This window comes from Rickettsia rhipicephali str. 3-7-female6-CWPP, assembly GCF_000284075.1.
Classification (GTDB): Bacteria; Pseudomonadota; Alphaproteobacteria; order Rickettsiales; family Rickettsiaceae; genus Rickettsia; species Rickettsia rickettsii.
The window spans coordinates 1,124,753-1,147,872 of the sequence record NC_017042.1 but is presented as its reverse complement, the minus strand read 5'-3'; the positions used below and the strand labels follow the sequence as shown (position 1 = coordinate 1,147,872).

Below are 23,120 nucleotides of genomic sequence, written 5' to 3'. Positions count from 1 at the left end.
TCCACGGGTTCCAGTAAAAATAAATTAAAAATGGATTCCCGCTTTTGTGAGGATGACAAAGGGGAAGTCAGGAATGACATAGAAAGAAGTCAGGATGACATCAAAACTTTCCTGATCATCCCCTCTATCTTCAACTCACCGGAAATATTTTTTTTAGCTCGTGACAAAAGTTTTATTGAAAATTTGAGAAGCTACGGTGAAGTTTATTTAATAGATTGGCTAGAGATTGAGGAACCTCAATATTTACTAGACGACTATGTGCATAAAATAATCGAAGTAATAGATAATTTGAAAATTAAAGACATTAATTTAATAGGTCATTGTATCGGCGGTAACCTTGCGATAGCTACAAACGTACTTATGCCTAAATTTATCAAAACTCTGACTTTACTTACCTGCTCGTGGGATTTTTCTCATTTTTTCTATATAAGAATGTTGCATCGATATTTAAAACTAGATAGTGGCATAGAAAATTTACCGATAATTCCTAAAATTCATATTCAAATTTTATTTTTTCTTTTATTCCCTGATTATTTCAATGCTAAATTAAAAAAATTTTTCTCTATAACTTCCGATACGGAGCAAGAATTAGCATTTAGAATAGAGAATTGGCTTATGTCAGGTAATAGTATATCTAAGGAGGTTTATAATCAAATTATACAAAATATATTAGATGAAAATATGTTTATACATCTTAAATGGACAATCGATAATTTTATTATTAATCCGAGTTTAATTCATTGTCCTGTATATATAGTAGCAGCAGAAGATGATCAAATAGTACCTAAATCTTCCATTTTACCTTTGCAAAAATTATTAAAAAACTCTAAGCTTATAGATGTAGCAGGCGGACATATTAGTTATTTAATAAATGATAAACTAGATAAATTATTTAAGGAGTACACATTATGTCAAAACCGGTTTATATAACTTATGTGAAAAGGACTGCTTTCGGCTCGTTTATGGGTAGCCTTAGTACAACAGCTGCACCTATGCTTGCTGCTCATTTAATAAAGGATATACTGCACAACAGCAAAATCGATCCAGCTTTAGTAGGTGAGGTAATTCTTGGGTAGGTAATAACCGGTGGTAGCGGGCAGAATCTGGCGAGGCAAACTCTGATTTATGCGGGAAAGAAGTGCCGGGCTATACGATTAATAAAATATGCGGCTCAGGTATTAAAAGCGTAGCACTTGCAGCAAATTCAATTATGATGGGTGATAATGAAATAGTTATAGCAGGTGGGCAGGAGAATATGTCGCTCGGTATGCACGGTAGCTATATCAGAGCAGGAGCTAAATTCGGCGATATTAAAATGGTTGATCTAATGCAGTATGACGGATTAACTGATGTATTTTCAGGAGTATTTATGGGTATTACTGCCGAAAATATCTCGAAACAGTTTAATATTAGCAGACAACAGCAGGACGAGTTTGCCTTAAGCTCTCACAAGAAAGCAGCTAAAGCACAGCTAGCAGGAGTTTTTAAAGATGAAATCTTACCTATCGAAGTAACGATTAAAAAAACTACTAGTTTGTTTGATCATGATGAAACAGTAAGACCTGATACCAGCCTTGAAATTTTGAGTAAATTACGTCCTGCTTTTGATAAAAACGGTGTAGTTACGGCGGGTAATGCTTCCTCTATTAATGACGGTGCAGCATGTCTTATGGTAGTTTCCGAGGAAGCTTTGAAAAAGCATAATTTAACGCTATTGTTTCTTATGCTTCAGCCGGTGTTGTCCCAGTATTATATGGGTACTGCCCCTGTTCCTGCATCCAAAAAAGCTTTAAGTAAAGCAGGTTGGAGCGCTAATGATTTGGAAGTTATCGAGGTTCATGAGGTGTTTGCCGCTCAAAGTATTTATGTAAACCGTGAAATGAAATGGGATATGGAGAAGGTTAATGTTAACGGTGGAGCAATAGCAATCGGTCATCCGATCGGAGTAAGCGGCGGACGTGTACTTATTACTCTGATTACACGGCTTACGAAGAGCTAAAGCTAAAAAAGGCTTAGTTACTTTATGTATCGGTGGCGGTATGGGTATGGCTATGTGCGTTGAAGCGGTTTAAATGTACATTTGACTATATAGGCATTAATTGCTTTATTTGCTAAAGAAGAAAGTTGTATTCATCTGAATTAACTATAGTTCATTGTAATATATATCTGATCTAATATCTCTACAACCTAATAATGCATCATTACAATGTGTTATTGTATTTATAAACTCATGAAAGGTAGCAAAATTAGAGAATGCCTCCGGTTCATAACTCTCCCAATAATTTTCTGCTTCTTCTATATTATTACAAACACGCTTTAGCTTTTGACCAAAATATTTAGGAATATGCCCTAAATTTTTTGCCCAACTCCATACCATAAAATAGTTAGGATTGAAATCAGTAGAATCTATAAGAGGAGTTAGTTGAAAATGCTTCAATAAATTAGAAAAGTTATTTATGAGTTTATGAGAGGCTAATGCTTCATTGGGTACATAATTCTCATCATCAAATTGATGAAATATTTTTAATCTTTTTAGGCATATATAGGTATCTCTTTTGCAAGTTCCATATAACGAGAAGATGGAAATTGGGTATTATAAAAAAGGTATAAGTTTGATTGCTTTTAAGCCATTCCTGGTCATTATTTATTATTTGTGCATCTTCAATTGGATATGCATCATTCCCATCAATTAAACAAGACAATATATAACTTAAGGTAGCTAATTGCATGCTTGGTGACCAGTTTATAGGATTCCAAGAAGACCAAATGCTAGACACTATATATTTAATAATTTCCTTATTATTTTGCATTTATTATATCCTATTTGGGTTAAGGAAATATATTAAATGAATTTATAGAAAATACTAAAATTTTATTAAAATCATTAATAATTTGGTGATAATTGTGTTAATTATACACATCTTTATATGCTATAAATAGTAACATGAAAAAGTTGTTTACTTCTTCTAGTTTCATACTTAGGATATTTCTATTTTAAGTGTAAACTTCTTTTTATGTACAATCAATCTGATGAATAAATCAAATCTATCCTCGATGTATGGAAGATTATTGAAGTACTAACTCCTAATAAAAACGAAAATTTAAATAGATATTTTGAAATTATTAGAGAACATACCGTAAAAAAGGCAGTTTTAGTTGCAAACTGGATAAGAAAGAAACGCTTTTTTTCTTAAAAGATGCTCCGTTTGAAAAACTGGATAAAACAACACTCGGTATTGATCTTGAGAAAAACGAAGTAGCAGTTCATTGGCATATTTATCTCGGTTATTTAAAATGGTAGGAAGCTTTGATCTTTTAAAGAAAATCCAAAATATAACTAAATTAGATCAAGAGTTCTTAAATGATTATAATAACCATCAAGATAAGCAAGAGCAACCGACAAACACCTATTGCTGGTTTAACTATAGATGAAAACGGTCAATATATTGAAGGATCGATGGTTATCTCTACTGTTGCTTATGCTCTCGGTAGAATCATGAGAGATGAGTTCCAAGAAAAAGAATTAAAAGATTTACCAAATTTTGTAGATAATAATAACAGCCTAATAGAGGAAGTATTTTCAGAAAGCGAGAGAATATATTTTAAGGATAAAAAGCAAGATTCTTGAGTTAAAACTCTAGATTTAAAAATGATTAATCTTATGATTGATCTTGTAGTGCAGAAGTTAGAAATTGACAAAAAATATTTATTTAGCCGCTCTGAAATATGTGTAAGAAGAGTTACCTCGCATAAAAAGCAAAAAGATAAACCGGTAATTTATAATTTTGCCACTCCTTCTTTAGAAATGTTTAATAGTTTTTGTCTAAGGCCATTAGATTTTGTACGAAGTAATATAGAAAAATTTGACTCGGAATCAGAAATTGCCAAATATCTCGGTAAAGAAGATAAGCCGGATTCCATAGATGTTTTAAAGCATCAAGAAAGTCTACAAGAACTGTTATCTCCATTTATGATGTAACCGATGCGTTGGTGTTCATCGCCGAGGCACTCTCTTGCGGCACTGCAAGCTGCTGCGATTAATTTGGTATTACCCTCTTTTCAGGAAAGCTTTTTGCTGTTAATGGTTCGCCTGGTACAGGTAAAACCACTATACTTTTGATCTTATAGCAAATATCTATGTAGATCGTGCTTCATATTTAGCAACTTTAGAAGATCCTAAGGATGGGTTTCAAAATAAAAAATCTTCCGTACATACAACAAATTTTGATTATCATGTTAATTCTTTAAAACCGGAATTACAAACTTACGGTATGGTTGTTGCATCATCTAATAACAATGCCGTTGAAAATATATCTAAAGAAATATCGTTAGCTATATATCATAAAGATTTAAGTTATTTTAAACAACTTTTATTGGAAGAGGAAAAAGAGAAAGATTGGGGTATATTTGCTGCGGTGCTCGGTAAGCATGGAAATAAAAAGAGATTTTCAAATAAGTTTTGGAAATATAAAGATGAAGAAGAAAACGATGATAAGAATGATGAAAAACATACAATGCTGCAATATCTTAATCCGCTAGTTAATAATAAATGTAAAGATAAAGCCCCTGCACATTTTAAACCTGAATATTGTAATTCTATAGATGAAATTAATAATGAATGGAAAGAAGCGTGTGTTGATTTTAACAATTTATACAGTGAAATTCATGAAGTTTATGAAAATATTGCATTAGTTATTGAACTTAATAAAAAGAAAAGAGAGTTAATTAAGGAAGAGGATTTAGGAGCGATAATATATGCAGAAAAAAAAGAAGAGCAAAATGAGTTAGAATTAGAGCTTGATTATAAAAGCTCTAAAATACTTGAAATTGATTGTGAAATAAAATTATTAAATTTGGTTTTTTTTGAAAAAATTCATGCATTTTTTAAAACCGCAAAATACAATTCTTGCTATGAGCAAAAACGGGATTTAATTAAGCTAAAAAATAAATCTTCAGAAGAAATTGACCGGATAAAAACTGATATTAAGAATATTAAAGCTGAAATTAAGAAAATTGAAGCTTCTGTAGAAGAAATAAAACAGCTTAACGACGATATAAGCTTGGCTATCGTAAGTTTAAAAGATAAATATTTCAATATTAAGGATTTTGAAGAAGATTTATTTTGGAAAAATTGGCAAGAAAATTTTGAAGATTTCAATAAAGTCACTCCTTACTTTGATAAAAAGTTTGAAAAATTAAGATCAAAATTATTCATAAGTGCTGTAAGATTACATGAGATATTTATAAATGCTAATGCTGATAATTTTTGGCATAGCCTGCAATATTTCTTTGATATGGTAGTGCATTCATCGGGTGACCCTAAGATAAACGAAATTGCTTGGCAAAATTTCTTTATGGTCATACCTGTTGTGTCTACAACTTTTCACTCATTCGATAAAATGTTGGCAACATCCGAACATAATGAAATTCCTTGGTTATTTATTGATGAAGCAGGGCAGATATCGCCACAATACGCAGCTAGTGCTATTTACAAATCAAAAAAAGTCGTAGTAGTCGGTGATCCGCCGCAAACAGATCCTATTTCTATATTAAAGCAAGATTTAATGAACAAATTATGTGAACATTTTAAGGTTTCATATCCTGGAGTAGTCACCTTCGGAAGTTTCCTTGCAAAACCTAGCTGACCGTAATTCTTTATATCAAACAAAAATAGATGATGTTACGGTTGGTTTCCCTTTATTAGTGCATAGAAGATGCCAAAATCCGATGTTTAAAATATGTAACAAAATAGCTTACGGTGACAAAATGATTTTTGCTACCTCTGACTGTAACTCTGATATTAGAACGATTTTAGGTACTTCAAAATGGATAGATATAAAAGATAATAAGGTTCAACGTTATAAATATGAATCGGAAGCCGAATTGCAAAAATTACTAGAGTTATTAAAACAAGTATTAAAAGAGAAAAATGGGGATGATTTGCTCAAACAAATTTACATTATTACAATGTATAAAGATTACAGTGAATCTATTCGTAGAAAATTGAATGAAATATATGACGATTCAAGATATGAGAAAACAATTCAAGCATTTGGATATAAAAATATCGGCACTATTCATGCATTTCAAGGCAAAGAAAACGATAATAATACTACTAGGAGCTCAGCATCCTCTTGATCAAGGTGCAAGAAATATAATGACGAAAAAGCCAAACGTCTTAAACGTCGGTATTAGCAGACCTAAAAATAACCTTTATATTATCGGTAGCCTTGAGATTTGGCTGAAACATAAATATATGCCGGAAATCTATAATATGCTTGGTGATAAATATTATACTTAGATAGCACTACAAGAATTGGCTAACTGTCTAGACTGGCGGGGGGTACGTTATGCGAACCCTTAACCAGTTTAGATTAGCCTTGATTCAGGCTACACTTAGGCCTTTTTTTTATGCATTAGTACCAGCTCCAAATATTTAGTTTAAATATATTTTGCTACATCATACCCCATGCTCATTAGTCCGGCTAAAATAAGCTCCATTATTATTAATTGCTTCGTAGATTAAAATTAGGGCTTAGTAATGTAGTGGCAACTTGTAGCAATTCTGGATTATTGAAAAGCGGTTTGTAATAAATTATTTCCTTTGCTATAAATGTAATTACACTAGTGGATTCGTTTATTTCTTGAAGTATCTTTCTTAAATCTATAACTGTTCCTTTAGTAATGTTGCCGTCTAAAAGTTTTCCCATCCAGTTTGTTATTTGCTCTATACTAACATTGTTTTCTAAAGTTTGTACTTTACTTGATATTTCGTTTATTTGTGTTTGTATCACTGCACTATCTTTAATGTTAGCAGTTTCTAATTTCGTAATTATTTTTTTACTGTTTCGTTGAATATATTTAACTTTTTTGAGTTTGTTTTTCTGCCATTTCATTAACTTCATCTTCTAAATCTACAACTGTCCCCTCGGTAATTTCGTTTCCTATAAGCTCTGTTATACTTTGAGTTATATTTATTATGTCGTTTTTATCTGTTAGCTTCTGAACCTTATTAAGTATTCTATATAAGTTATTCTCTATTATAGGCTTGTCTGCTTCATCAATATTAGTACTATTTTGTAAGTTAAAAATTATCTTGCCTATTATTTGGTAAATATTTGCTTTCTCTGCAATAATAAGTTTTTCGTCCTCGTTTTTATATATATTTGTTTTATTGAATTGATTATTTAGCTCCTTTACTCTTAAAGTTAATAAGTCATATATATTTTTAAAATTATTTTTTATAACTAAATTTAATACTGTTGCACCTTTATTATTATTAACATGATGAATAGCTTGAGTCGTTCTAGGTATTAATAACTCACAAACCCTTTCTAAACCGTTCCATACAGCTAAAGTTAAGGTAGTATCACCTCCATGAGTTATATGATTAATAGCTTGATCCAGCATTCTTGAAATTGGCCACATGCATACCTCGCCTCAGCCTTTCCATGCAGCACAAGTTAAGGCTATAGTACCATAAGTTTTGGTAATAGTATTAATAGCCGGAGCGCTCATTAGAGGGATTAGTTGCATGCATACTTTACTTAAGCTTTTACTAGCAGCATAAGTTAAAGCCGTATCGCCGTTATCGTCTATCTTGTTAAGCGTGTCACCGTTTAGCTCTTTAACTAAATTTTCTGCTTCTTCTTCCTGACTTTCTTTTATTACTAAAATTAGTTGATTATATTTTAGCTCATCAAGCTTTAGGTTTTGCTGTTGTTTTTCTTGTTCTTCCAACAGTTTTCTTTTTTCTTCCTCTACTTGTCATGTTTCTAGTTCTTGCTTTTGCTGTGCTTCATATTTCTTTTCTGCTGTTTTTCGGTTATAGTTTTATTTCTGTACAGAGATTCATTAATTATTTTAAATGTTGTCTCGCCTATGTTGTTCCAAGGAAGATAAAGCGACGTTAAAGATCTATTAGCTTTAAGTGCTGCAGCTAAATCTTTTGCTGGTTCATCAGTTATATTTTTATTACTAAGGTCACTTGTTGTACTTTCGGATAATCTTTTGTGCCAGTTTGTTTTAAAAATGTTTAGTATGAACATAATGATATCCTTATTAAACTCTATTTCTTTAATTCTAAAACCCTCCTGAAGTTCAAGAACTGCATTGATATACATTCCTTTAATCTCTCTAAATCACGAAAGATTTTTTTAAACAAACTATCATTCGTTGGGTCTAAATATCTTTGTATATTAATTACTACTTTTAGTATTGCTTATATTATTTTCTATATTTAGTAATTATGGTTTTTGATATCTTACTTATGTACTTTCCGAATAAACCATAATTTTTTGGTGTATAATTGCTACTCATATATAAATTCCATTAAACCTAAGGTTACAGGAGATAAACCTTATATTTATATAGTTTATTATAGCTTTTCCTACTTATGATTTAGCAGATTTTTATAATTTATGTTGTAATCAAAAGCTGAAATAGTTAGGCTATTTTGAATAAATAGAATTTAACTATTGTAAGAAGTAAAAAATGAAAGAACAAAAATTATTTATAAATGATATGAATATATAAATCAACACTGTACAATATTTTTGGTTTTGTTCCTAACAGTAGTTTTCAAAAGAAAACAGAGCCATTCTGTATATTTAATAATGAATCTTTTGGATTATCATACGTACCTATCACCGAAACTCCACAATTCCTATTAACAAGAAATTTCTTCGTAAAACTAGATATTTAATATATTAATATTTATTTAGAACCCATAAATATTAATATATGAAATGCCCTTTCATGCGATGCTCAAAATCAATGGTATGCAGCAAAAGATGGCGAAGAGGTTAGTGTTCATTACGTTACCATACAAGAAATAAAAGAATTAAGAGAGTTAGTAGAAAGTGATAAAGTTAAATTATCATCTCATGATAAAATAGAAACAATTGAGCTTATAGATCAATATGAAAAAACTTATCCAGACTTAATTAAATTAATGGGTGAAGAATATGACATTATATAATCTAAAATAGTTAAAGTTTTTAATAACATTTCAAAAGGTAAGGTATGACAAGACATTTTACATGTAAATCTAATTGGACTGGAGTCATTATAGATTATACTCTCAAAAGGGAGTATGGTCTTAATAAGGAGGATATAAATGCATATAATATATATTTAATAATGTGGAGTAGCTTTTGCAAATGCAAGCTATATTACAACTCCTGGAAATACAGAAGGAGTACAAGGTTGGTGTTGGGGTTTGTGTCACAAATACGATAGTAGTTTACCTTATGTTTCTTGGCGTACTAATGATAGATATAAATGATATAAGAAGGACAGTGTCGCAAGGTGTAAATAATATATTTAATGAGGTAATAGAATGGTTTTCGCAACACAAATGATATAAAATTGGCTACCTAGAAGAAGTAACACAATTAAAAGATTTAGTAGCAAATGATAAAGTAAAATTAGGATGTACCATGTGTAATAATGGTAGCACAAGACTGTAGTAATAAAGAAGAAACGTTGGAATTTTTAAACCTTTATATTTTCGACCCAACCCTTGAGCTTTATTTAAGTCCTCACTCAATTCCGGTAATAGGTGAAATTTTTATACACAAAAACTGAAAAATTTTGGTATAAACAATTAATTCTATTAAAAAAAATTTTTACAAAAAGCCCTCCAATCCCTTATTTTACGAGGAATAGCCCCGCGTTTTTTGTATAGCGTACATATTTTTAGAAAAAAAAATGGCTAAAATTGGTGAAATTTGTAGAAAATAGCGTATAAGTAACAGAACAATATTAGTAGGTTTGTATTAAGAGCTAAAATCCTTGTCAAATAAAGGAAATAAGGCGATAATTTGTATTTGCGAACCTAAATTTGAAAGGCAGAAATCTTGATTACTCCTTGGCTTTTCCGTTCGATAAACTACAAGAATTGGCTAACTGTCCAGACTGGCGGAGAGAGAGGGATTCGAACCCTCGATACGGTATGACCCGTATAACGGTTTAGCAAACCGCCGCCTTCGGCCACTCGGCCATCTCTCCGTTATGGCGTTACTTTATATCATCTAATAAGCAAAATTTCTAGAATTATTTTATAATTTTTCTAACTAAATATAATCATTTTCCGGCTTTACGGAATTGCCCATAATCAAAGCTTCCTTATCACATCCGGGTAGCCCTTTAAAGTCCATATACCAATAACTAGGTAAATCATCCCAACTACGGAAATATTCAATATATTTGTAAAACTGTTTAGCCTTGGCTTCGATAGTTTTAATATTCGTGTTATCATCACAAATATCAAAAAGTTGTTGGGTTATATAATAAATAGATTTAGTATCACTTTTATATTTATCTATTAAGTACTCTATAATTTCGATTCGTTTGTTGAAGCTAAGATGATAAGAGTCTGAAATTAACAATTTTACAAAATTCTCACTATCACTACAGATGCTAAATAATATTTTTGAATGTTCTCAAATAATTTCTGATATTTAACTAAAAACCTATTCCAAGTTATTGCTTCAAGATTAACAAAACTCGTATAGTCTTTTGGTTGGCATTCGGGAATATATTTTTGTAACGGTACTAAAAAATTGAGGTTATCTAAATTTTGATGAAAATTTTGTAATTCTTCACAATGTGCAGCCATAAAAATGATTGTACACTGAGTAATAAGAAAATCTACAAAATAAAATTGATAAATAAATTTGATGATATTTGAATATCTGCTACTAACTCGCTGTCTAGTTTTCTAATATCATTACTATATCACTTATATATTTTAACTCTTCATCTGTGTGATCTACATATTTAATATTTAAATCTTCAAAGGTAATAACTTTACCTTTGGCTATTTTATCTATTATTGTATAGTTTTTAATTATAGGTTCTTCATAATTAGCAATAATATAAATTTCCAGATTATATATATCTTTGAAGTTATTTCGCAGCATATTTTTTACTGCTTTTACCGTATTTTGATTTAGATAATCAAGCTCTAATATATGATTGGTAAGTAATAAACTTGCATGATCTATTTTATTAAAAGGAGCAACATACCATGGATATTCACCTTCTTTAATGTCTTTTTGGATAAGAGCAATTTTTTTTATAACATTCTTCTTTTAAAAATGTATCATTAGTATCTGTTAAGGTTAAATTTTTAAAATCCTCTATTACCTTGTCTAAATAGCTCTGCCAATCACTAGTTAATAATTCTAGCAATTGCTTAAAAAAAACTAAAACTAATTTGCATATAATAATATTAAGTATATTAAGTTAATTTAAAAACTTTATGAATCAGAAGTTATTAGAGACAGTTATTTACTAACGTTATCTAAACAATTCTGTAGTTCTTCTAAATTACTTATATTACTTAACTTATATGGATAATTAATTTTCCGAAGCATATTTGTTAGTACGCTTCCTGCCCCTATTTCTACTATGTGAGTGATTTCTAATTTGTTAAATAGTTCTAAAGTTTCACGCCATCTAACTCGTCCGCATATCTGAAGAATTAAATTTTGTTTGATTTCTGTAGGATCTAGAGTAGGTTTTGCGGTATAATTTTGGATTATCGGTATCAGAGGCTTATTAATTACAGCTTTATCAAGAGCTACTCGCATTTTTTCTTCTGCCGGCTTCATTAAGCTACAATGAAATGGAGCACTGACTTTCAGTTTTATCGCTTTATAACCTAAATCTTTAATTATACTAATAGCATGATCTATAGCTGTGGTCTTACCGCTAATAACTATTTGTCCTTCGATGTTATCGTTGGCAATTTGGCATAAATTTATTTTGTTGATCTCTGCTAATATTTCTTCAAGTTTTTGAAGCGGAATATTGATACAAGCCGCCATGCTTCCCTCACCTTCAGGACATGCCTCCTGCATAGATGTACTACGTATATGAAGTAGTTTTGCTGCTGTCTCAAGGTTAATACTTTCGGTACTACATAAAGCACTATATTCACCTAGCGAATGACCGGCAGCATAATCACAAAGACTATCCAAACTTTTACCGGTTTCAGCTTTGATAATATTTATTATTGCCATAGATACGACCATTAATGCCGGTTGTGCGTTAGTGGTTAAGGTAAGTTCTTCAGAAGGTCCATTAAAAATTATATCAGTGAGTTTTCGGTTTAGTACTTCATCAACGATTTGAAAAGTTTCTTTGGCGGGTTTAAAATTATCATAAAAATCTTTTCCCATACCGATCAATTGCAATCCTTGACCGGGGAAGATAAAAGCTGTTTTCATATTTTGTATTATCGATTGAGTTTATTAATAGATTTTATTAAAATTTTCTAAAATAGTCAAATTATTTTAAGCATTTTAAAACTGTTTTTCAATTGTTACGTTATATATAATTTTTACAAAAGTATTAATTTTTCTTAGCTCTATTAATTTGATTACTTCCAACTAACTATAAATTAAACTAAGAAAATATAAACAAGGAAATTAGTTATGAAGTTAAAAGAATATTTTAAAAAGTTAGAAAGTACAGCTGTTGGTCTGTGGCTTGCTGCATTTAAAAAATTATTTAGTAAAGAGGCATTAGAAGAGGAAATACTGAATATAAAACTAAAGGAATCTGAAAAGCAAGAGGTTAATAAAAAAGATTTAGTTATTTTATCTAATAATGTTATTGAAATTGAACAAAAAGATACAATAGAGCATGAAATTTCAAGAGTTAACCAATATAACGAAAATATAGGTTTGGTATTTACTCTAATTACCAATATTCAATTAGAAAAATTTGCAGAATTTATCTCTAATTTACCGAAAAAAACATAGTGAATTTAAGGATTACTTTCGTAGTGAAGAACAAAAAGATGGGTGTTTTAAAGAAGATGCTTATAAAAAAGTTGTTAATAAAGGTAAATTAGTTGAAAAATTCCAAAACTCATGTAAATATAATTATGAAAAAATAGAACAAAATGTTCATGAATTACAAGCTTATTTAGATTCATATGAATATAATTGTGGTATGCTTAAATCTGATTTATTAGGGCATGATTATTATCATAATGCATAAATTATTATGCTATCTATTTTAGAAGTAGCGGTTTCAATAAAAATCTTATTAATTTTCTTATGACAATCTAAATATAAATGATTTAAATTTAAGATATAGGAGTTAAATTGAAATAAAAAATATTTAAGTTGAAATTTAAATAAATGTTACTACTATTATGTAGTATCTAACTAAATTCTGTGGAATTAATGATGTTTGATCAGTTAAATATCTTATATCCTCTGTTAATAAGTATTTTTATTTTTCTTGTTTTAGTTGTTATTTCTAAAATAACAAAGTATAAACAAGCCTTAAAAGAAAAAAATTTAAGTATTATTCCTTATTACCTTTTTCATAAGCATAATGCAGGGATGGTAATTGTTTAAACCTTTCTATTTTAATTCTTGCTTTATTTTCAAAGAAACTTTCTAAAATTTTTAACATAAGACGCTATTTAAATATATGTGCGTCTTAATAGTATAATAGTATATTATATTTAATATAGCCGCTACTAATTGAGAAATTTATCGCAAGTTTGTCTGGCTATTTCATACCAGCAATTTTCAGGAGTGGTAGATTTATTACTAAAACCGCATATAATCAGCTTGTCTTTAGCTCTTGTCATTGCAACGTAGAGTAGTCTTATATATTCTTGCAAATCTTTTAATTTTTCAGCTTCTTTCAGCTCTTGCAAAAACTCAGGAGTATCGGCAGCATTAGCAGAGAAAAACATTTCTCCTTTATCATCCCAAATAAATTTATTGCTGTTTATCGGTAAAGTAGTAGAATCGCATAATATAACAATAGGAGTTTCAAGCCCTTTAGAGCCGTGGACGGTCATTACTCTTATTTTGTCTGAATGCTCCATATCACGTTTAATATAGATATCGTTATTCTCAAACCAAGCAACGAATCCTTGCAGTGAATTATCTATATCATTTGCATAGTTTTTGCTTAATGTTAATAGCTCATTTATCATAAAGTCATCACTATTATCATCGTAAATCTCTCGTAAATTTAGATTATGCACCACTAAATCAAAGAAGTTCTCAACAATCGATATTTTATAAATTTCAATTAGAGAATCTAACTTATTATATATCTCCTCATGTGAAGAGAGTATATCCCATAAGCTATTCTCACTTTTATTTACAAGAAGTTCGTATAATTGCTGCTCGCTTATTCCAATAATCGGTGATTTTAGTAAACCGGCAAGATTTAAATCATCATCAGGTAGTAAAACAAATTTAGCTAATGAAATTAAATCCATTATAGTTAGATTTTCCTTAAGGTTCATTCTGTCGCTTACCTCAACTTTAAGCTTAGCTTTGCTAAGTTCTTTGATCAGATTATTACTAAATTCATCTCTCTTTCTTACTAATATCATGAAATCTTTTTCAGATATTTTGTTTGTAGTAGACGGTAAAATTGCTTCGCTTTCTATTTGTTCTTTGATAAAATTTACGATTTTTTCTATGAGTAAATCGGCAGCAGATTTAGAATTTTCATAATCTTCAGGTAGTGCCCAAAAAAGCTCTTCTTGTTTTTTACTCGTCACTAATGGCCAAACCGTTACAGAGCCTTGATATGTACAAAATGAGGATATTAAAGGATTATTCGCAAGGAATAAACTCGGGTAATTGGATTTTATATTTTTTAAAACATTATAAGTAAATTGTACAATCTCTGCACATGATCTATAAGAATATTTAAGGGTGATATTTTTGAATTTCTTATTAGCATTTGTAAGATTTGCTTTTAGTCGCTCATTTACTAAGTTGAAATTATGAAGATCAGCCCCTTGAAAACTGAAGATCGATTGTTTATCATCGCCGACTATGAAAACACTATTATTTGGCCTCTCTACAGCATTAAACTCTGTTATTAAAGTAGTAATAATATTCCACTGCGGGGGGCTTGTGTCTTGTGCTTCATCGACAAGAATATGATTTATCTCGCTTTCAAGCTTATGCAGCAACCACTCATGAGTAGTTTTATTATTTAGTAATTTCTCGGTGTAGTAAATTAAATCGTCGTAATCGAGTAAATTATTTTCTTCCTTATATGAATCGTATTTTTTTAAAATAATATGCGCAAGTTTAGTAAGTAAGTTTGTATGATATTCTAGCTCTTCTATGCGACGCAGCTCATCTAATCGGTAAATTTCAGAGGTAATTTTTTCTAGCTCGAGTAATAATTTAGGATATTTCCTTATTAATTCTTTCGATAAAAGGCTTTGTCGTTTTTTTCCGTCTTTGGTAAAAAAAATTTCTTTCGGTGCTATCTCCAAATCATACTCGGCAAATAAGTTTTTTACCTTATCGTAAATATTATTTAATTCCCTTAACGCTAATCTTTTATTAGATATTTCTTTGGGAATTTGCTTATTTATAAATAACTTTCTGAATTTAATTTTCTGCTCGATTATCTCGGTAAAAATATCTTGCAGAGTTATTTCATGAAATCGGTTAAGTAAAATTTTAATTAAGTCATTATGTTCATCGCTTAAGTAAATTTCGTTTCTGATATTTAGGAAGATATCTTGTAATTTAGTTTCTTCAAGGATTTTAAATTCCGGTGTTATGCCGGCTTCTAAGGGAACAGTTTTAAGGATTTTTTGACAAAAAGCATGAATTGTATAGATATTTAAAAGCTTATTGCTATTTAGTATTTTATCATATAAAGTTTTTGCGTTTTCTGTTTCTTGCGGTGATGGCTTATTGCCGCTCATTAAGAAAAGTGCTTCTTCTAGTTTCTCGGCGTTGCAAAGAGAAAGATATTTAAGTCTGCTATTAATCCTTACTTGCATCTCTATAGCTGCAGCATTAGTAAAAGTAAGGCATAAAATATTGGAAGGCTCTACGCCCGTTATTAACAGACGTAAAAATCGATCAGTTAGGATTTTGGTTTTACCGGTACCGGCAGATGCCGATACCCAAACGGAGTAATTAGGATCGGATGCTTCTCTTTGTAAATCACTCATTTATGTATCGATTTTCTACTGTCACCCCGTGGCTTGACCACGTGGTCCAGTCTTTTTAATTATTTTTCTGGATCTCGCTACAAGCTCGCGGGATGACATCCACAGCCATATAACGACGCCGATAAATTGCATATATTACGATTAAAGAAATAGCAAGTCCAAACCAAGTTAGGGCGTATTCTAAATGGTCATTTCTGATTGCTGCTAAATGATTTATTGCAAGAGGTAATAAAATATCTAGATTGCTAATATCTTTTCCTGCCGCAATAATATAAAAATTCTCAAGATCTAAGCCTAACACTTTGGATGTTTCTTTTAAATTTAGTGTTAGCCACACATTATTTTTTATATCGTTAGCAGGTAAGTAGATACGAGTTTTTTCTGATGGCATGGTAACACCGATAATCTCGTGCTGCCGGTCGTTTGTAGCCTGCGTGATAATATTTTTATTGCGATGACTGAACCAACCTCGTGCTACTAAAATAACTTTATCTTCTATGGTTTTAAAAGGAGTAACTAAATAATATCCGTCTTTTTCACTCGACATTGACCTTCTACCGTATAAATATATGTCTTTATTAGGCAAAAATTGACCGGCAATTTTTACTTTGTGATAAGGTAAAGCGTCTTGAATTTCTGCTAAATTAATTGCAGGTGAGGTTAGGTTAGCTTGCATTGAAGCTAAAAATAATTTCTTTTCTTTTAAACGACTAAGCTGCCAAAAGCCTAAAGAGATAAGTATTGTAAAGGTTATAAATACAAGAAAATTTGTTTTCATAGATAATTTAAGGGGATTGTTGATAATCGTCATTGTGAGCGCGAGCGACTAAAAGGAGCGTGGCAATCGCATGAAATAATATAAAATGCCTGAGATTGCCACGTCGAGGCTTTGCCTCTCCTCGCAATGACGTTTTACTAAGCAGTTTTTAAAATCCTACTGAGAAACTCTTTATGTTTTTGCAGCTCTTCTTTTGTAGGTTTAATAACAATAGTAGCTTGCTCTGTTTGGTTATTTACTTGATTAGTTGCTAAATTATTTATTCCGGCAGATTTATCAACCATTTTAAAAGCGGATTGTCTACCGCCCATTAACTCTACATATATTTCTGCAAGTAATGCTGCATCTTTCAAAGCTCCGTGAAGCTGCCTACCTGAATTATCAACTTTAAATCTTTTACATAATGCATCAAGATTATATTTTGAGCCTGGAAACAGGCTTCTAGCCATTACTAAAGTATCAATAGTATTTGCTAGTTCCAAGAGTTTAATTTCGGTTCTTTTTAATAATGATAATTCATGATTTAGAAATTTAATATCGAAAGGAGCATTATGAATAATCAGTTTGCTATCTGAAATAAACTCTAAAAAATCATCGGCTATTGTATGAAATAGAGGCTTGTCTTTTAAAAATTCGCCGGATATGCCATGAATTCTATAAGCCTCAAAAGGCATATCTCGCTCAGGATTAATATAAAAATGAAAATTCCTGCCTGTTAATACCTTATTTACCATCTCAATAGCACCGATCTCAACGATGCGATGACCTTGTCGTGGGTCAAGTCCCGTAGTTTCGGTATCTAAAATTATTTCTCTTAAACTCGACATTCCAAATCCTTTATTAGCTTCGCTATTTGTTTCTCCAAGTCTAACATATCAACACCGCTATTTATAGCAAAATCTGCTTTTGCTATTTTGCTCTCTTGTGATAGTTGAATTTCTTTGATTTTATTATAAATTTCTATATCAAACGAAGATCTTGTTATTGCTCTTTGCATTCTTATTTCTTCAGAGCAGTATATTGTTACGACAAAATCAAAATATTTATCAAATTTAGCTTCATAAAGCAGCGGTATTTCGGCAAAGCCAAATTTGGAATTAGCATTTTCTTTTTTAAATAAAATGAGTTTATCTATTAGTAAGGGGTAAATAAAATTTTGTAGTTTTTTTCTAGCTAGGTCGTTATTATAAATTAAATTACTCATTTTTCCAATATTGAAAGACTCAATTTCAGGTAGTAATTTTAAAATCTGAGTTTGCAAAACTACATCTTGATATAATTCTTTTATGCATCTATCGGCACAAAAAGTTTTATATCCTTTTTCTGCTAAATAATCCAACATAAAAGTTTTGCCCGCTGCATAGCTACCGGTAATACCTATTGCTAACATTTTGTTATAAAAATTTTATGTTCATTAGCGAGTTTTATAGTTAATTCTTCTTCGACTATAATTACGTTATTTTTTTGAATCGCTACCCCTTTGTAATTATATTTAGCAAGATTCTTTATAGTATTAGGACCGATCGTCGGCATATCTAGTCTATTATCTTGACCTAATTTCGCTATTTTTACTAATACTCCTCCATGAGGATTTTTACGTAAAGCTGCACATCTCGTTATTAAATTATCCGTTCCTTCGGCAGCCTCTATACCAAGTATGTAGCCACTTTCAACTATAACCGATTGTGCGATGTCGAATGAACTTAGATGATTCAATAATTTTATTCCAAGCTCAATATCATTTTTATTTGAACTTATAGGGTTAGTATCGGTTATAATATTGGAGTTACCTTGTTGATTTTTATATATTTCATTACTTGAAATTACCTTGAAACCGTAACTTTCAAAAAAATCCGCTACTGTTTTTAGCAAACTATCATCTCCTCGAATTTTTTGCCCAACTATTTTGAAAAGCAATAAACCGCCTATTGTATCTACGGCTAAATTTTTAAAATTCGGTCTATTAACTCCACCGATAAAAATAATATTTTTTACCTCATGCTCCTTAAAATATTTTATAGCTTCCCCGACCATACCGATTTTTAAAATCTTATATTCAAAATCTTTAATTTGATCTATATCAGTTTCGTCTTTAATTGCCGCTATATAGCAATTACCGCCTTGCTTTGTATAATTACCTGCTATTAAGTAAGGTAATGAACCTCTGCCGGCGATAATTCCAAGATTTGGTAGCATAATTAAGTTTTTAATTTAGAATTCTAAACATTTATTATAAGTCCATTTTTAATATAAATCTAGAATTCTTATTTGACCTTTACATTTTAATCAAATTAAGGCATAATATTTGGTGCTAATTATAGCTATAGTAATAAACGTAATTTAGAATAGAGGTTGCGGACTCGGGGGCAGTACCCGACGCCTCCACCAAAACTTTCTAAATAACTTGCTCCTAAAGGTAATTTGTACGTCGATCCGGTACTCGAATCCTCACGTTACTTGCGTGTACGCTGCGGTTCTGCGTTCCGTGTCGCCTTCAAATGCCTCTTTATTAGCTACGTCATTTAGAAAATAAATATATAATAACTCTTAAAGAGTAGACAATACGAAGTTCATCGAGTATTTTTGGGGGGCGAAATAGGATCGACGTGCCTAATAAAAAGATTGCTTTTACTCGGGATGATTCCGCCGATGGCTTTTGCCATATGGGTCAAAACAAAGAAACGCAAACGATAATAATCGTTCTGTAGGTCGTTTAGCTTTAGCAGCTTAACCCTACGCGGCTGGAGGGTGTGCCGGGCAACAGAAAAACCCTCGCTTATACTTTTTTAATTTGAAAAATTGGCATTGCCTAAAAACGGTTGATCCTGTCATTGCGCGCGAACGTACGTAGAGAATGTGGCAATCTCATAAAGTAGGACTCCTAAGATTGTTTCGTCAAAACTTACAGTTTTTCCTCGCAATGACGTAAACTGTTCAAATTAAACTTCGTCGACCTATTTTTATTTATTTTTCTCGTATGAATATTGAATATAAAAAATTTGTGCATGAATATATGCTAGAATTTGTGAAAAAAATTCTAACAAAAATTCAGCATGAAAATTTATATTGGGATCAGTTAATATATATATCGTACAGAACCGATAACCCTGCGGTAATTTTACCTTCAAAAGTTAAACAGGCATATCCGAAACAGATAACAATAGTACTGCAATATCAGTTTGAAAATTTAATAGTAAATGATACGGGCTTTTCTTTAACGGTAAGTTTTGACGGTGTTAAAGAAATAATTTACGTACCTTTTGATGCACTTATTAGCTTTGTTGATTCCAATAATAATTACAGTCTAACTTTTAATCATTCGTTAAATATACACGAAAATCCTCAACATGAAGAGGAAATAAGTAATAATAAAAGTTATCAGACTTCATCATCTTCAAGTCCAAATGTTATAATGTTAGATAAGTTTCGTAATTCTTCTAAACCTAGTTAATGCATATTATGGATTCAAAAGTAGTGATATATACTGATGGTGCATGTGCGGGGAATCCAGGTCCCGGAGGGTGGGGAGCTTTGCTTCAATTTAATGATACTAGCAAAGAAGTATTTGGGTATGAGTTAGATACGACTAATAATCGTATGGAAATTACGGCAGCACTTGAAGCCTTGAGGATTTTAAAAAAATCTTGTAATATTGAGATTTATACCGATAGTAAATATTTGCAACAAGGAATTACCGCTTGGATTCATAATTGGATAAAAAATAATTGGTGTAAAAGCAACAATGAACCCGTTAAAAATGCCGATTTATGGCAAAAATTATACGCAGAATTGAGTAAACATACTATTATTTGGAAATGGGTAAAAGGTCATGCAAATAATAGCGGTAATATTGCTGCCGATAAACTTGCAGTGCAAGGAAGAGAAACTGCTATAGAAATTTTAAAATGTCGTGGATAGATAAGTTGTTTATTACTTTTTTTCACAAAAAAGTAGGAGAAGATGAGTTTTTGAATCAATATTATGAAAGCCGTAATATTGATTATTTAGGGCGTCCAAGGAGGTTTGTTATTTATAAAAATGTAAATGAACCTACAAAAATTCCGCCAAGTTGGCACGCTTGGTTACATCATTTAGTAAATGAGATACCAAAAAATATTCAGCTTTTGCCATGGCAAAAGAATAATAAAATAGTTAAAAAGCTGCCTAAAACATCAAATCTTAAATATAATAGATGGCAACCGTAATTAATTAATAAAATATAAAAAACAATGCAACAGAACATTATTGAAACAATTATAGGCTTTGTAGTATTAATTATTGCTTTGCTATTTTTGATTTTTGCCTACAAAACGGGTAGTTCTATAACTAGCTCAAAAGGCTATCAGGTAACTGCTCATTTCCAAAGTGCGGAAGGGATAGTAGTCGGAAGCGACGTAATGATTTCAGGTATAAAAATCGGTAGTGTAAAGAAAATTACTTTAGATCCAAATAGCTTTTATGCAAGTGTATATCTAAATATTAATGATGATGTTAAAATACCTAAAGATTCTAAAGCCCAAGTAGTCACCAGCGGGTTACTTGGAGGTAAATATATTTCAATTGTACCGGGTAATGACGATGAAAATTTAGCGGCTAATGAAGAGATAAAATATACTCAATCAACAATTAATATTGAATCATTAATTAATAAAATTATTTCTTCATTCGGTAGTAAGTAGAAGTAATACGAAATAAAAAATCATTAAATTTAGCCGAATTTAGTTTAGATTCGGTTTTTTTATTGTTTAAACTATTGTAAAGTTCTTATAAGAGGAGTATCGTATAGTTTTGTAGGCAAAATAATTTGCTTAACAAAATGTAAACTAATAAAGGAGTAAATTATGAAAGAATCAAAGTCAAACTCTGTTAAAGCAGATGTCGAAGGTATCAAAAAAGATATTGAAAGCTTAGTGTCAAGATTACGTAATTTAAAAGGTAAATCCGGAGATATTCTCTAGATGAGCAGTTAGGTAATTTATCATCCGTTATGGAACATTATAAAGATAAAGGAATGGATAAAGGTAAAGCTAATGTAGCGGATTTATGTGAGTCGACACGTGACCACCCCTTTGCGGAATCCCGCCTCCGCTTTTGGTGCAAGCGTATTGCTCGCTATTCTTATGAAATAGGTAATTCAATGTTAAAATCTCTAATATATTAATTATTAAAAAGTAGCATTAAGCAAGAAGAGAAATCTTATGGCAAACCATTTGTCTATTTTTTAAATATTCTCGGTTTAGTTTTAATAATTATTGCTAATTATTGTTATTGTTTGGATAGTCTGGAATTTTATTTTCTTATGCAAAGCGGAATAATTTCTATTATATCTTCTATGGTTATTGAAGTTGTTAGATGTTATTTAAAATACAAAAATAGATATAGTACTTTAGATTGTTTAAGATCAAAAAGTAGAGAGTTAGTAGAGAGCATCAGTCCGTCGTTTACTGACTTAGTCTCAACTAAGACCTTAAGATATTTACCTACGATAATTCGCTATGTTCCAAGTACCGTACTGACATTTTTAGTATGTACTTATATTAAAAGCAAATTCTTAAAAAATGTTATATATCCACTTTTAGGTCAGTAGTAATTTATTTCTCGGTTTAGGTAACTCTAAACCGAGCTTTAAATAATTCTGTCTTACTTAAAAATATAGTTTCAATATTAAGTCTTGATGCCAAATTTTGTAAGATTCGCTTATACGACTTCGTTAAGCTCACTCTTATTGCTATTTGAGTGTCTGATTTTGTTTTTGGGAAATCTACATTATCTTAGCCAAGTGTATGAAAGTGTTTAAGCTTTCTTCGTCGTCTTTGGTCATTATATAAGTCACTTTGACATATATAAGCATTTGATGTGTTTTGTCCGATATTTTTTTTTCTCTAAAAACGCGTATAATTTATGAGTATTGTTATGTTCATCTTGTATACTAAACACTTTATTTGCTGCAACTGATTTATCGGATTTTGATATAAAATCATCAAGAAAATAGTTTAAAGAATCTCTAAACAATTCGCTTAATTGCTTATCATTTTCAAGTTCTGCATATGATAACGATCTTGCGGTTTTCAACTTAAAATATGATTTAATCATTTCAAGAGCAGAATATCTATCGCAGTTATTATTAAGAATTTTATATAACATTTTTTTATCAAAATATGCAGGTATTATTTTTAAATCCTTATTAATAATTTGCTGTTTGTAATAAGATAATTGACGCATAAACACGATAACAGTAGTTGTAAGGCCTGCAACTAAGATAGAGTATAAATTTAGTGATTGAAAAAGCATATTTTGAATATATTTAATTATAACTACCAATGATAGTATAGTATTTTTGCTGCTCAAAAAAATGCACCATTACTG

At 30.6% G+C, this 23,120-nt stretch carries 28 protein-coding genes, 1 tRNA gene, 1 other RNA gene and 4 pseudogenes; 18 read left to right on the top strand and 16 right to left on the bottom strand.

Going from position 1 to position 23,120, the window contains the following annotated elements; all coding sequences use genetic code 11:
- The first annotated feature begins 30 nt into the window (after positions 1-30).
- From MCC_RS06330 to MCC_RS11555, 4 genes and pseudogenes are all read left to right on the top strand, one after another.
- Entirely contained in the window at positions 31-930 is a 900-nt protein-coding gene (locus MCC_RS06330; RefSeq protein WP_014409010.1) for an alpha/beta fold hydrolase, read from the top strand.
- Positions 909-1,076, top strand: a complete 168-nt coding sequence (locus MCC_RS10965; RefSeq protein ID WP_269208677.1) for a thiolase family protein — start codon at positions 909-911, stop codon at positions 1,074-1,076. Before MCC_RS06330 ends, MCC_RS10965 begins: the two co-directional genes overlap by 22 nt.
- A gap of 62 nt (positions 1,077-1,138) precedes the next feature.
- A complete protein-coding gene (locus MCC_RS06325; protein WP_269208676.1) occupies positions 1,139-1,999 on the top strand; it encodes an acetyl-CoA C-acyltransferase in 861 nt (286 codons plus the stop codon).
- 25 nt (positions 2,000-2,024) lie between these two features.
- A pseudogene (locus MCC_RS11555) lies at positions 2,025-2,072 on the top strand (hypothetical protein); the annotation flags it as partial.
- Positions 2,073-2,143: 71 nt separating this feature from the next.
- Here MCC_RS11555 and MCC_RS06320 read toward each other — a convergent pair.
- Positions 2,144-2,437 carry a hypothetical protein gene (locus MCC_RS06320; RefSeq protein WP_231288691.1) on the bottom strand — a complete coding sequence of 98 codons (294 nt, stop codon included), beginning with the start codon at positions 2,435-2,437 and terminating at the stop codon, positions 2,144-2,146.
- 924 nt (positions 2,438-3,361) lie between these two features.
- Here MCC_RS06320 and MCC_RS09195 point away from each other — a divergent pair.
- The 5 genes and pseudogenes from MCC_RS09195 to MCC_RS10685 all read left to right on the top strand — a co-directional run bounded on the left by MCC_RS09195 (position 3,362) and on the right by MCC_RS10685 (position 6,301).
- Positions 3,362-3,628, top strand: a complete 267-nt coding sequence (locus tag MCC_RS09195; protein ID WP_014409008.1) for a hypothetical protein — start codon at positions 3,362-3,364, stop codon at positions 3,626-3,628.
- A 21-nt stretch (positions 3,629-3,649) separates the two neighbouring features.
- The gene (locus MCC_RS09190) at positions 3,650-3,979 is read left to right on the top strand and encodes a hypothetical protein (protein ID WP_231288690.1); all 330 of its coding nucleotides are present in this window, start codon (positions 3,650-3,652) and stop codon (positions 3,977-3,979) included.
- 874 nt (positions 3,980-4,853) lie between these two features.
- Positions 4,854-5,147, top strand: a pseudogene (locus MCC_RS11275) (hypothetical protein); the annotation flags it as partial.
- Positions 5,148-5,628: 481 nt separating this feature from the next.
- A complete protein-coding gene (locus MCC_RS09170) occupies positions 5,629-6,138 on the top strand; it encodes an AAA domain-containing protein (RefSeq protein ID WP_231288688.1) in 510 nt (169 codons plus the stop codon).
- A gap of 19 nt (positions 6,139-6,157) precedes the next feature.
- A complete protein-coding gene (locus MCC_RS10685) occupies positions 6,158-6,301 on the top strand; it encodes a hypothetical protein (protein WP_231288687.1) in 144 nt (47 codons plus the stop codon).
- 205 nt (positions 6,302-6,506) lie between these two features.
- Here MCC_RS10685 and MCC_RS07275 read toward each other — a convergent pair whose 3' ends face one another.
- The 9 genes from MCC_RS07275 to fabD form a co-directional block, all read right to left on the bottom strand.
- Complete coding sequence (locus MCC_RS07275) at positions 6,507-6,896, bottom strand: hypothetical protein (protein WP_014409007.1); 390 nt, start codon at positions 6,894-6,896, stop codon at positions 6,507-6,509.
- On the bottom strand, positions 6,862-7,410 hold the full coding sequence (locus tag MCC_RS09685) for a hypothetical protein (protein ID WP_196792953.1): 549 nt from the start codon (positions 7,408-7,410) through the stop codon (positions 6,862-6,864). Before MCC_RS09685 ends, MCC_RS07275 begins: the two co-directional genes overlap by 35 nt.
- A 30-nt stretch (positions 7,411-7,440) precedes the next feature.
- A complete protein-coding gene (locus tag MCC_RS09680) occupies positions 7,441-7,740 on the bottom strand; it encodes an ankyrin repeat domain-containing protein (RefSeq protein ID WP_014409005.1) in 300 nt (99 codons plus the stop codon).
- Positions 7,741-7,775: 35 nt separating this feature from the next.
- On the bottom strand, positions 7,776-8,123 hold the full coding sequence (locus MCC_RS06270; RefSeq protein WP_014409004.1) for a hypothetical protein: 348 nt from the start codon (positions 8,121-8,123) through the stop codon (positions 7,776-7,778).
- Between the two features lie 1,796 nt (positions 8,124-9,919).
- A tRNA-Ser gene (locus MCC_RS06255) sits at positions 9,920-10,011 on the bottom strand.
- Between the two features lie 65 nt (positions 10,012-10,076).
- Positions 10,077-10,391, bottom strand: coding sequence for a hypothetical protein (locus MCC_RS06250; RefSeq protein ID WP_014409001.1), 315 nt, complete (start codon positions 10,389-10,391; stop codon positions 10,077-10,079).
- A 2-nt stretch (positions 10,392-10,393) separates the two neighbouring features.
- Positions 10,394-10,621, bottom strand: coding sequence for a hypothetical protein (locus tag MCC_RS06245; protein WP_014365457.1), 228 nt, complete (start codon positions 10,619-10,621; stop codon positions 10,394-10,396).
- Positions 10,622-10,715: 94 nt separating this feature from the next.
- Positions 10,716-10,925, bottom strand: a complete 210-nt coding sequence (locus MCC_RS06240; protein ID WP_014409000.1) for a hypothetical protein — start codon at positions 10,923-10,925, stop codon at positions 10,716-10,718.
- 366 nt (positions 10,926-11,291) lie between these two features.
- Complete coding sequence (gene fabD / locus MCC_RS06230; protein WP_014408999.1) at positions 11,292-12,236, bottom strand: ACP S-malonyltransferase; 945 nt, start codon at positions 12,234-12,236, stop codon at positions 11,292-11,294.
- 207 nt (positions 12,237-12,443) lie between these two features.
- Between fabD and MCC_RS06225 the strand changes: the two genes are divergently transcribed.
- Both MCC_RS06225 and MCC_RS06220 read left to right on the top strand, forming a co-directional pair.
- Positions 12,444-12,773, top strand: a complete 330-nt coding sequence (locus tag MCC_RS06225; RefSeq protein ID WP_041405452.1) for a hypothetical protein — start codon at positions 12,444-12,446, stop codon at positions 12,771-12,773.
- Positions 12,736-13,014 carry a hypothetical protein gene (locus MCC_RS06220; RefSeq protein ID WP_041405451.1) on the top strand — a complete coding sequence of 93 codons (279 nt, stop codon included), beginning with the start codon at positions 12,736-12,738 and terminating at the stop codon, positions 13,012-13,014. Before MCC_RS06225 ends, MCC_RS06220 begins: the two co-directional genes overlap by 38 nt.
- A gap of 490 nt (positions 13,015-13,504) precedes the next feature.
- Here MCC_RS06220 and MCC_RS06215 read toward each other — a convergent pair whose 3' ends face one another.
- From MCC_RS06215 to MCC_RS06195, 5 genes are all read right to left on the bottom strand, one after another.
- A complete protein-coding gene (locus tag MCC_RS06215) occupies positions 13,505-15,976 on the bottom strand; it encodes a UvrD-helicase domain-containing protein (RefSeq protein ID WP_014408997.1) in 2,472 nt (823 codons plus the stop codon).
- A 55-nt stretch (positions 15,977-16,031) separates the two neighbouring features.
- On the bottom strand, positions 16,032-16,754 hold the full coding sequence (locus tag MCC_RS06210) for an SURF1 family protein (RefSeq protein ID WP_014408996.1): 723 nt from the start codon (positions 16,752-16,754) through the stop codon (positions 16,032-16,034).
- Positions 16,755-16,891: 137 nt separating this feature from the next.
- Positions 16,892-17,581, bottom strand: coding sequence for a DNA polymerase III subunit epsilon (gene dnaQ / locus MCC_RS06205; protein WP_014408995.1), 690 nt, complete (start codon positions 17,579-17,581; stop codon positions 16,892-16,894).
- A complete protein-coding gene (gene coaE, locus MCC_RS06200; RefSeq protein ID WP_014408994.1) occupies positions 17,569-18,144 on the bottom strand; it encodes a dephospho-CoA kinase in 576 nt (191 codons plus the stop codon). Before coaE ends, dnaQ begins: the two co-directional genes overlap by 13 nt.
- The gene (locus MCC_RS06195; RefSeq protein ID WP_014408993.1) at positions 18,138-18,950 is read right to left on the bottom strand and encodes an LpxI family protein; all 813 of its coding nucleotides are present in this window, start codon (positions 18,948-18,950) and stop codon (positions 18,138-18,140) included. Before MCC_RS06195 ends, coaE begins: the two co-directional genes overlap by 7 nt.
- Positions 18,951-19,024: 74 nt before the next feature.
- Between MCC_RS06195 and ssrA the strand changes: the two genes are divergently transcribed.
- The 7 genes and pseudogenes from ssrA (at position 19,025) to MCC_RS06165 (ending at position 22,341) form a co-directional block, all read left to right on the top strand.
- Positions 19,025-19,531, top strand: a transfer-messenger RNA (tmRNA) gene (gene ssrA, locus MCC_RS08535).
- Between the two features lie 200 nt (positions 19,532-19,731).
- Positions 19,732-20,205: an SspB family protein gene (locus tag MCC_RS06190; RefSeq protein ID WP_014408992.1), complete on the top strand. Its 474-nt coding sequence runs from the start codon at positions 19,732-19,734 to the stop codon at positions 20,203-20,205.
- Positions 20,205-20,672, top strand: a complete 468-nt coding sequence (rnhA, locus tag MCC_RS06185) for a ribonuclease HI (protein ID WP_004997577.1) — start codon at positions 20,205-20,207, stop codon at positions 20,670-20,672. Before MCC_RS06190 ends, rnhA begins: the two co-directional genes overlap by 1 nt.
- The gene (locus MCC_RS06180; RefSeq protein WP_014365468.1) at positions 20,660-20,959 is read left to right on the top strand and encodes an NADH-ubiquinone oxidoreductase subunit NDUFA12 family protein; all 300 of its coding nucleotides are present in this window, start codon (positions 20,660-20,662) and stop codon (positions 20,957-20,959) included. The genes rnhA and MCC_RS06180 overlap by 13 nt, the downstream gene beginning before the upstream one ends.
- Positions 20,960-20,983: 24 nt before the next feature.
- Entirely contained in the window at positions 20,984-21,433 is a 450-nt protein-coding gene (mlaD, locus tag MCC_RS06175; RefSeq protein ID WP_012153108.1) for an outer membrane lipid asymmetry maintenance protein MlaD, read from the top strand.
- Positions 21,434-21,595: 162 nt separating this feature from the next.
- Positions 21,596-21,883 (top strand): annotated as a pseudogene (locus tag MCC_RS11270) (hypothetical protein).
- A gap of 47 nt (positions 21,884-21,930) precedes the next feature.
- Positions 21,931-22,341: a hypothetical protein gene (locus tag MCC_RS06165; protein ID WP_231288784.1), complete on the top strand. Its 411-nt coding sequence runs from the start codon at positions 21,931-21,933 to the stop codon at positions 22,339-22,341.
- A 174-nt stretch (positions 22,342-22,515) separates the two neighbouring features.
- On the opposite strand, the pseudogene MCC_RS06160 reads toward MCC_RS06165, so the two are convergent.
- Positions 22,516-23,075 (bottom strand): annotated as a pseudogene (locus MCC_RS06160) (hypothetical protein).
- Positions 23,076-23,120: the final 45 nt, after the last annotated feature.

Bases quoted from the DNA above. Each gene is read 5' to 3' on its own strand.
- MCC_RS06330 (WP_014409010.1), top strand. From the start codon at position 31: ATGGATTCCCGCTTTTGTGAGGATGACAAAGGGGAAGTCAGGAATGAC.
- MCC_RS10965 (WP_269208677.1), top strand. From the start codon at position 909: ATGTCAAAACCGGTTTATATAACTTATGTGAAAAGGACTGCTTTCGGC.
- MCC_RS09195 (WP_014409008.1), top strand. From the start codon at position 3,362: ATGATTATAATAACCATCAAGATAAGCAAGAGCAACCGACAAACACCT.
- MCC_RS09190 (WP_231288690.1), top strand. From the start codon at position 3,650: ATGATTAATCTTATGATTGATCTTGTAGTGCAGAAGTTAGAAATTGAC.
- MCC_RS10685 (WP_231288687.1), top strand. From the start codon at position 6,158: ATGACGAAAAAGCCAAACGTCTTAAACGTCGGTATTAGCAGACCTAAA.
- MCC_RS07275 (WP_014409007.1), bottom strand. From the start codon at position 6,896: ATGAAATGGCAGAAAAACAAACTCAAAAAAGTTAAATATATTCAACGA.
- MCC_RS09685 (WP_196792953.1), bottom strand. From the start codon at position 7,410: ATGCTGGATCAAGCTATTAATCATATAACTCATGGAGGTGATACTACC.
- MCC_RS06270 (WP_014409004.1), bottom strand. From the start codon at position 8,123: ATGTATATCAATGCAGTTCTTGAACTTCAGGAGGGTTTTAGAATTAAA.
- MCC_RS06245 (WP_014365457.1), bottom strand. From the start codon at position 10,621: ATGGCTGCACATTGTGAAGAATTACAAAATTTTCATCAAAATTTAGAT.
- MCC_RS06240 (WP_014409000.1), bottom strand. From the start codon at position 10,925: ATGCTGCGAAATAACTTCAAAGATATATATAATCTGGAAATTTATATT.
- fabD (WP_014408999.1), bottom strand. From the start codon at position 12,236: ATGAAAACAGCTTTTATCTTCCCCGGTCAAGGATTGCAATTGATCGGT.
- MCC_RS06225 (WP_041405452.1), top strand. From the start codon at position 12,444: ATGAAGTTAAAAGAATATTTTAAAAAGTTAGAAAGTACAGCTGTTGGT.
- MCC_RS06215 (WP_014408997.1), bottom strand. From the start codon at position 15,976: ATGAGTGATTTACAAAGAGAAGCATCCGATCCTAATTACTCCGTTTGG.
- MCC_RS06210 (WP_014408996.1), bottom strand. From the start codon at position 16,754: ATGAAAACAAATTTTCTTGTATTTATAACCTTTACAATACTTATCTCT.
- dnaQ (WP_014408995.1), bottom strand. From the start codon at position 17,581: ATGTCGAGTTTAAGAGAAATAATTTTAGATACCGAAACTACGGGACTT.
- coaE (WP_014408994.1), bottom strand. From the start codon at position 18,144: ATGTTAGCAATAGGTATTACCGGTAGCTATGCAGCGGGCAAAACTTTT.
- MCC_RS06195 (WP_014408993.1), bottom strand. From the start codon at position 18,950: ATGCTACCAAATCTTGGAATTATCGCCGGCAGAGGTTCATTACCTTAC.
- MCC_RS06190 (WP_014408992.1), top strand. From the start codon at position 19,732: ATGAATATTGAATATAAAAAATTTGTGCATGAATATATGCTAGAATTT.
- rnhA (WP_004997577.1), top strand. From the start codon at position 20,205: ATGCATATTATGGATTCAAAAGTAGTGATATATACTGATGGTGCATGT.
- MCC_RS06180 (WP_014365468.1), top strand. From the start codon at position 20,660: ATGTCGTGGATAGATAAGTTGTTTATTACTTTTTTTCACAAAAAAGTA.
- mlaD (WP_012153108.1), top strand. From the start codon at position 20,984: ATGCAACAGAACATTATTGAAACAATTATAGGCTTTGTAGTATTAATT.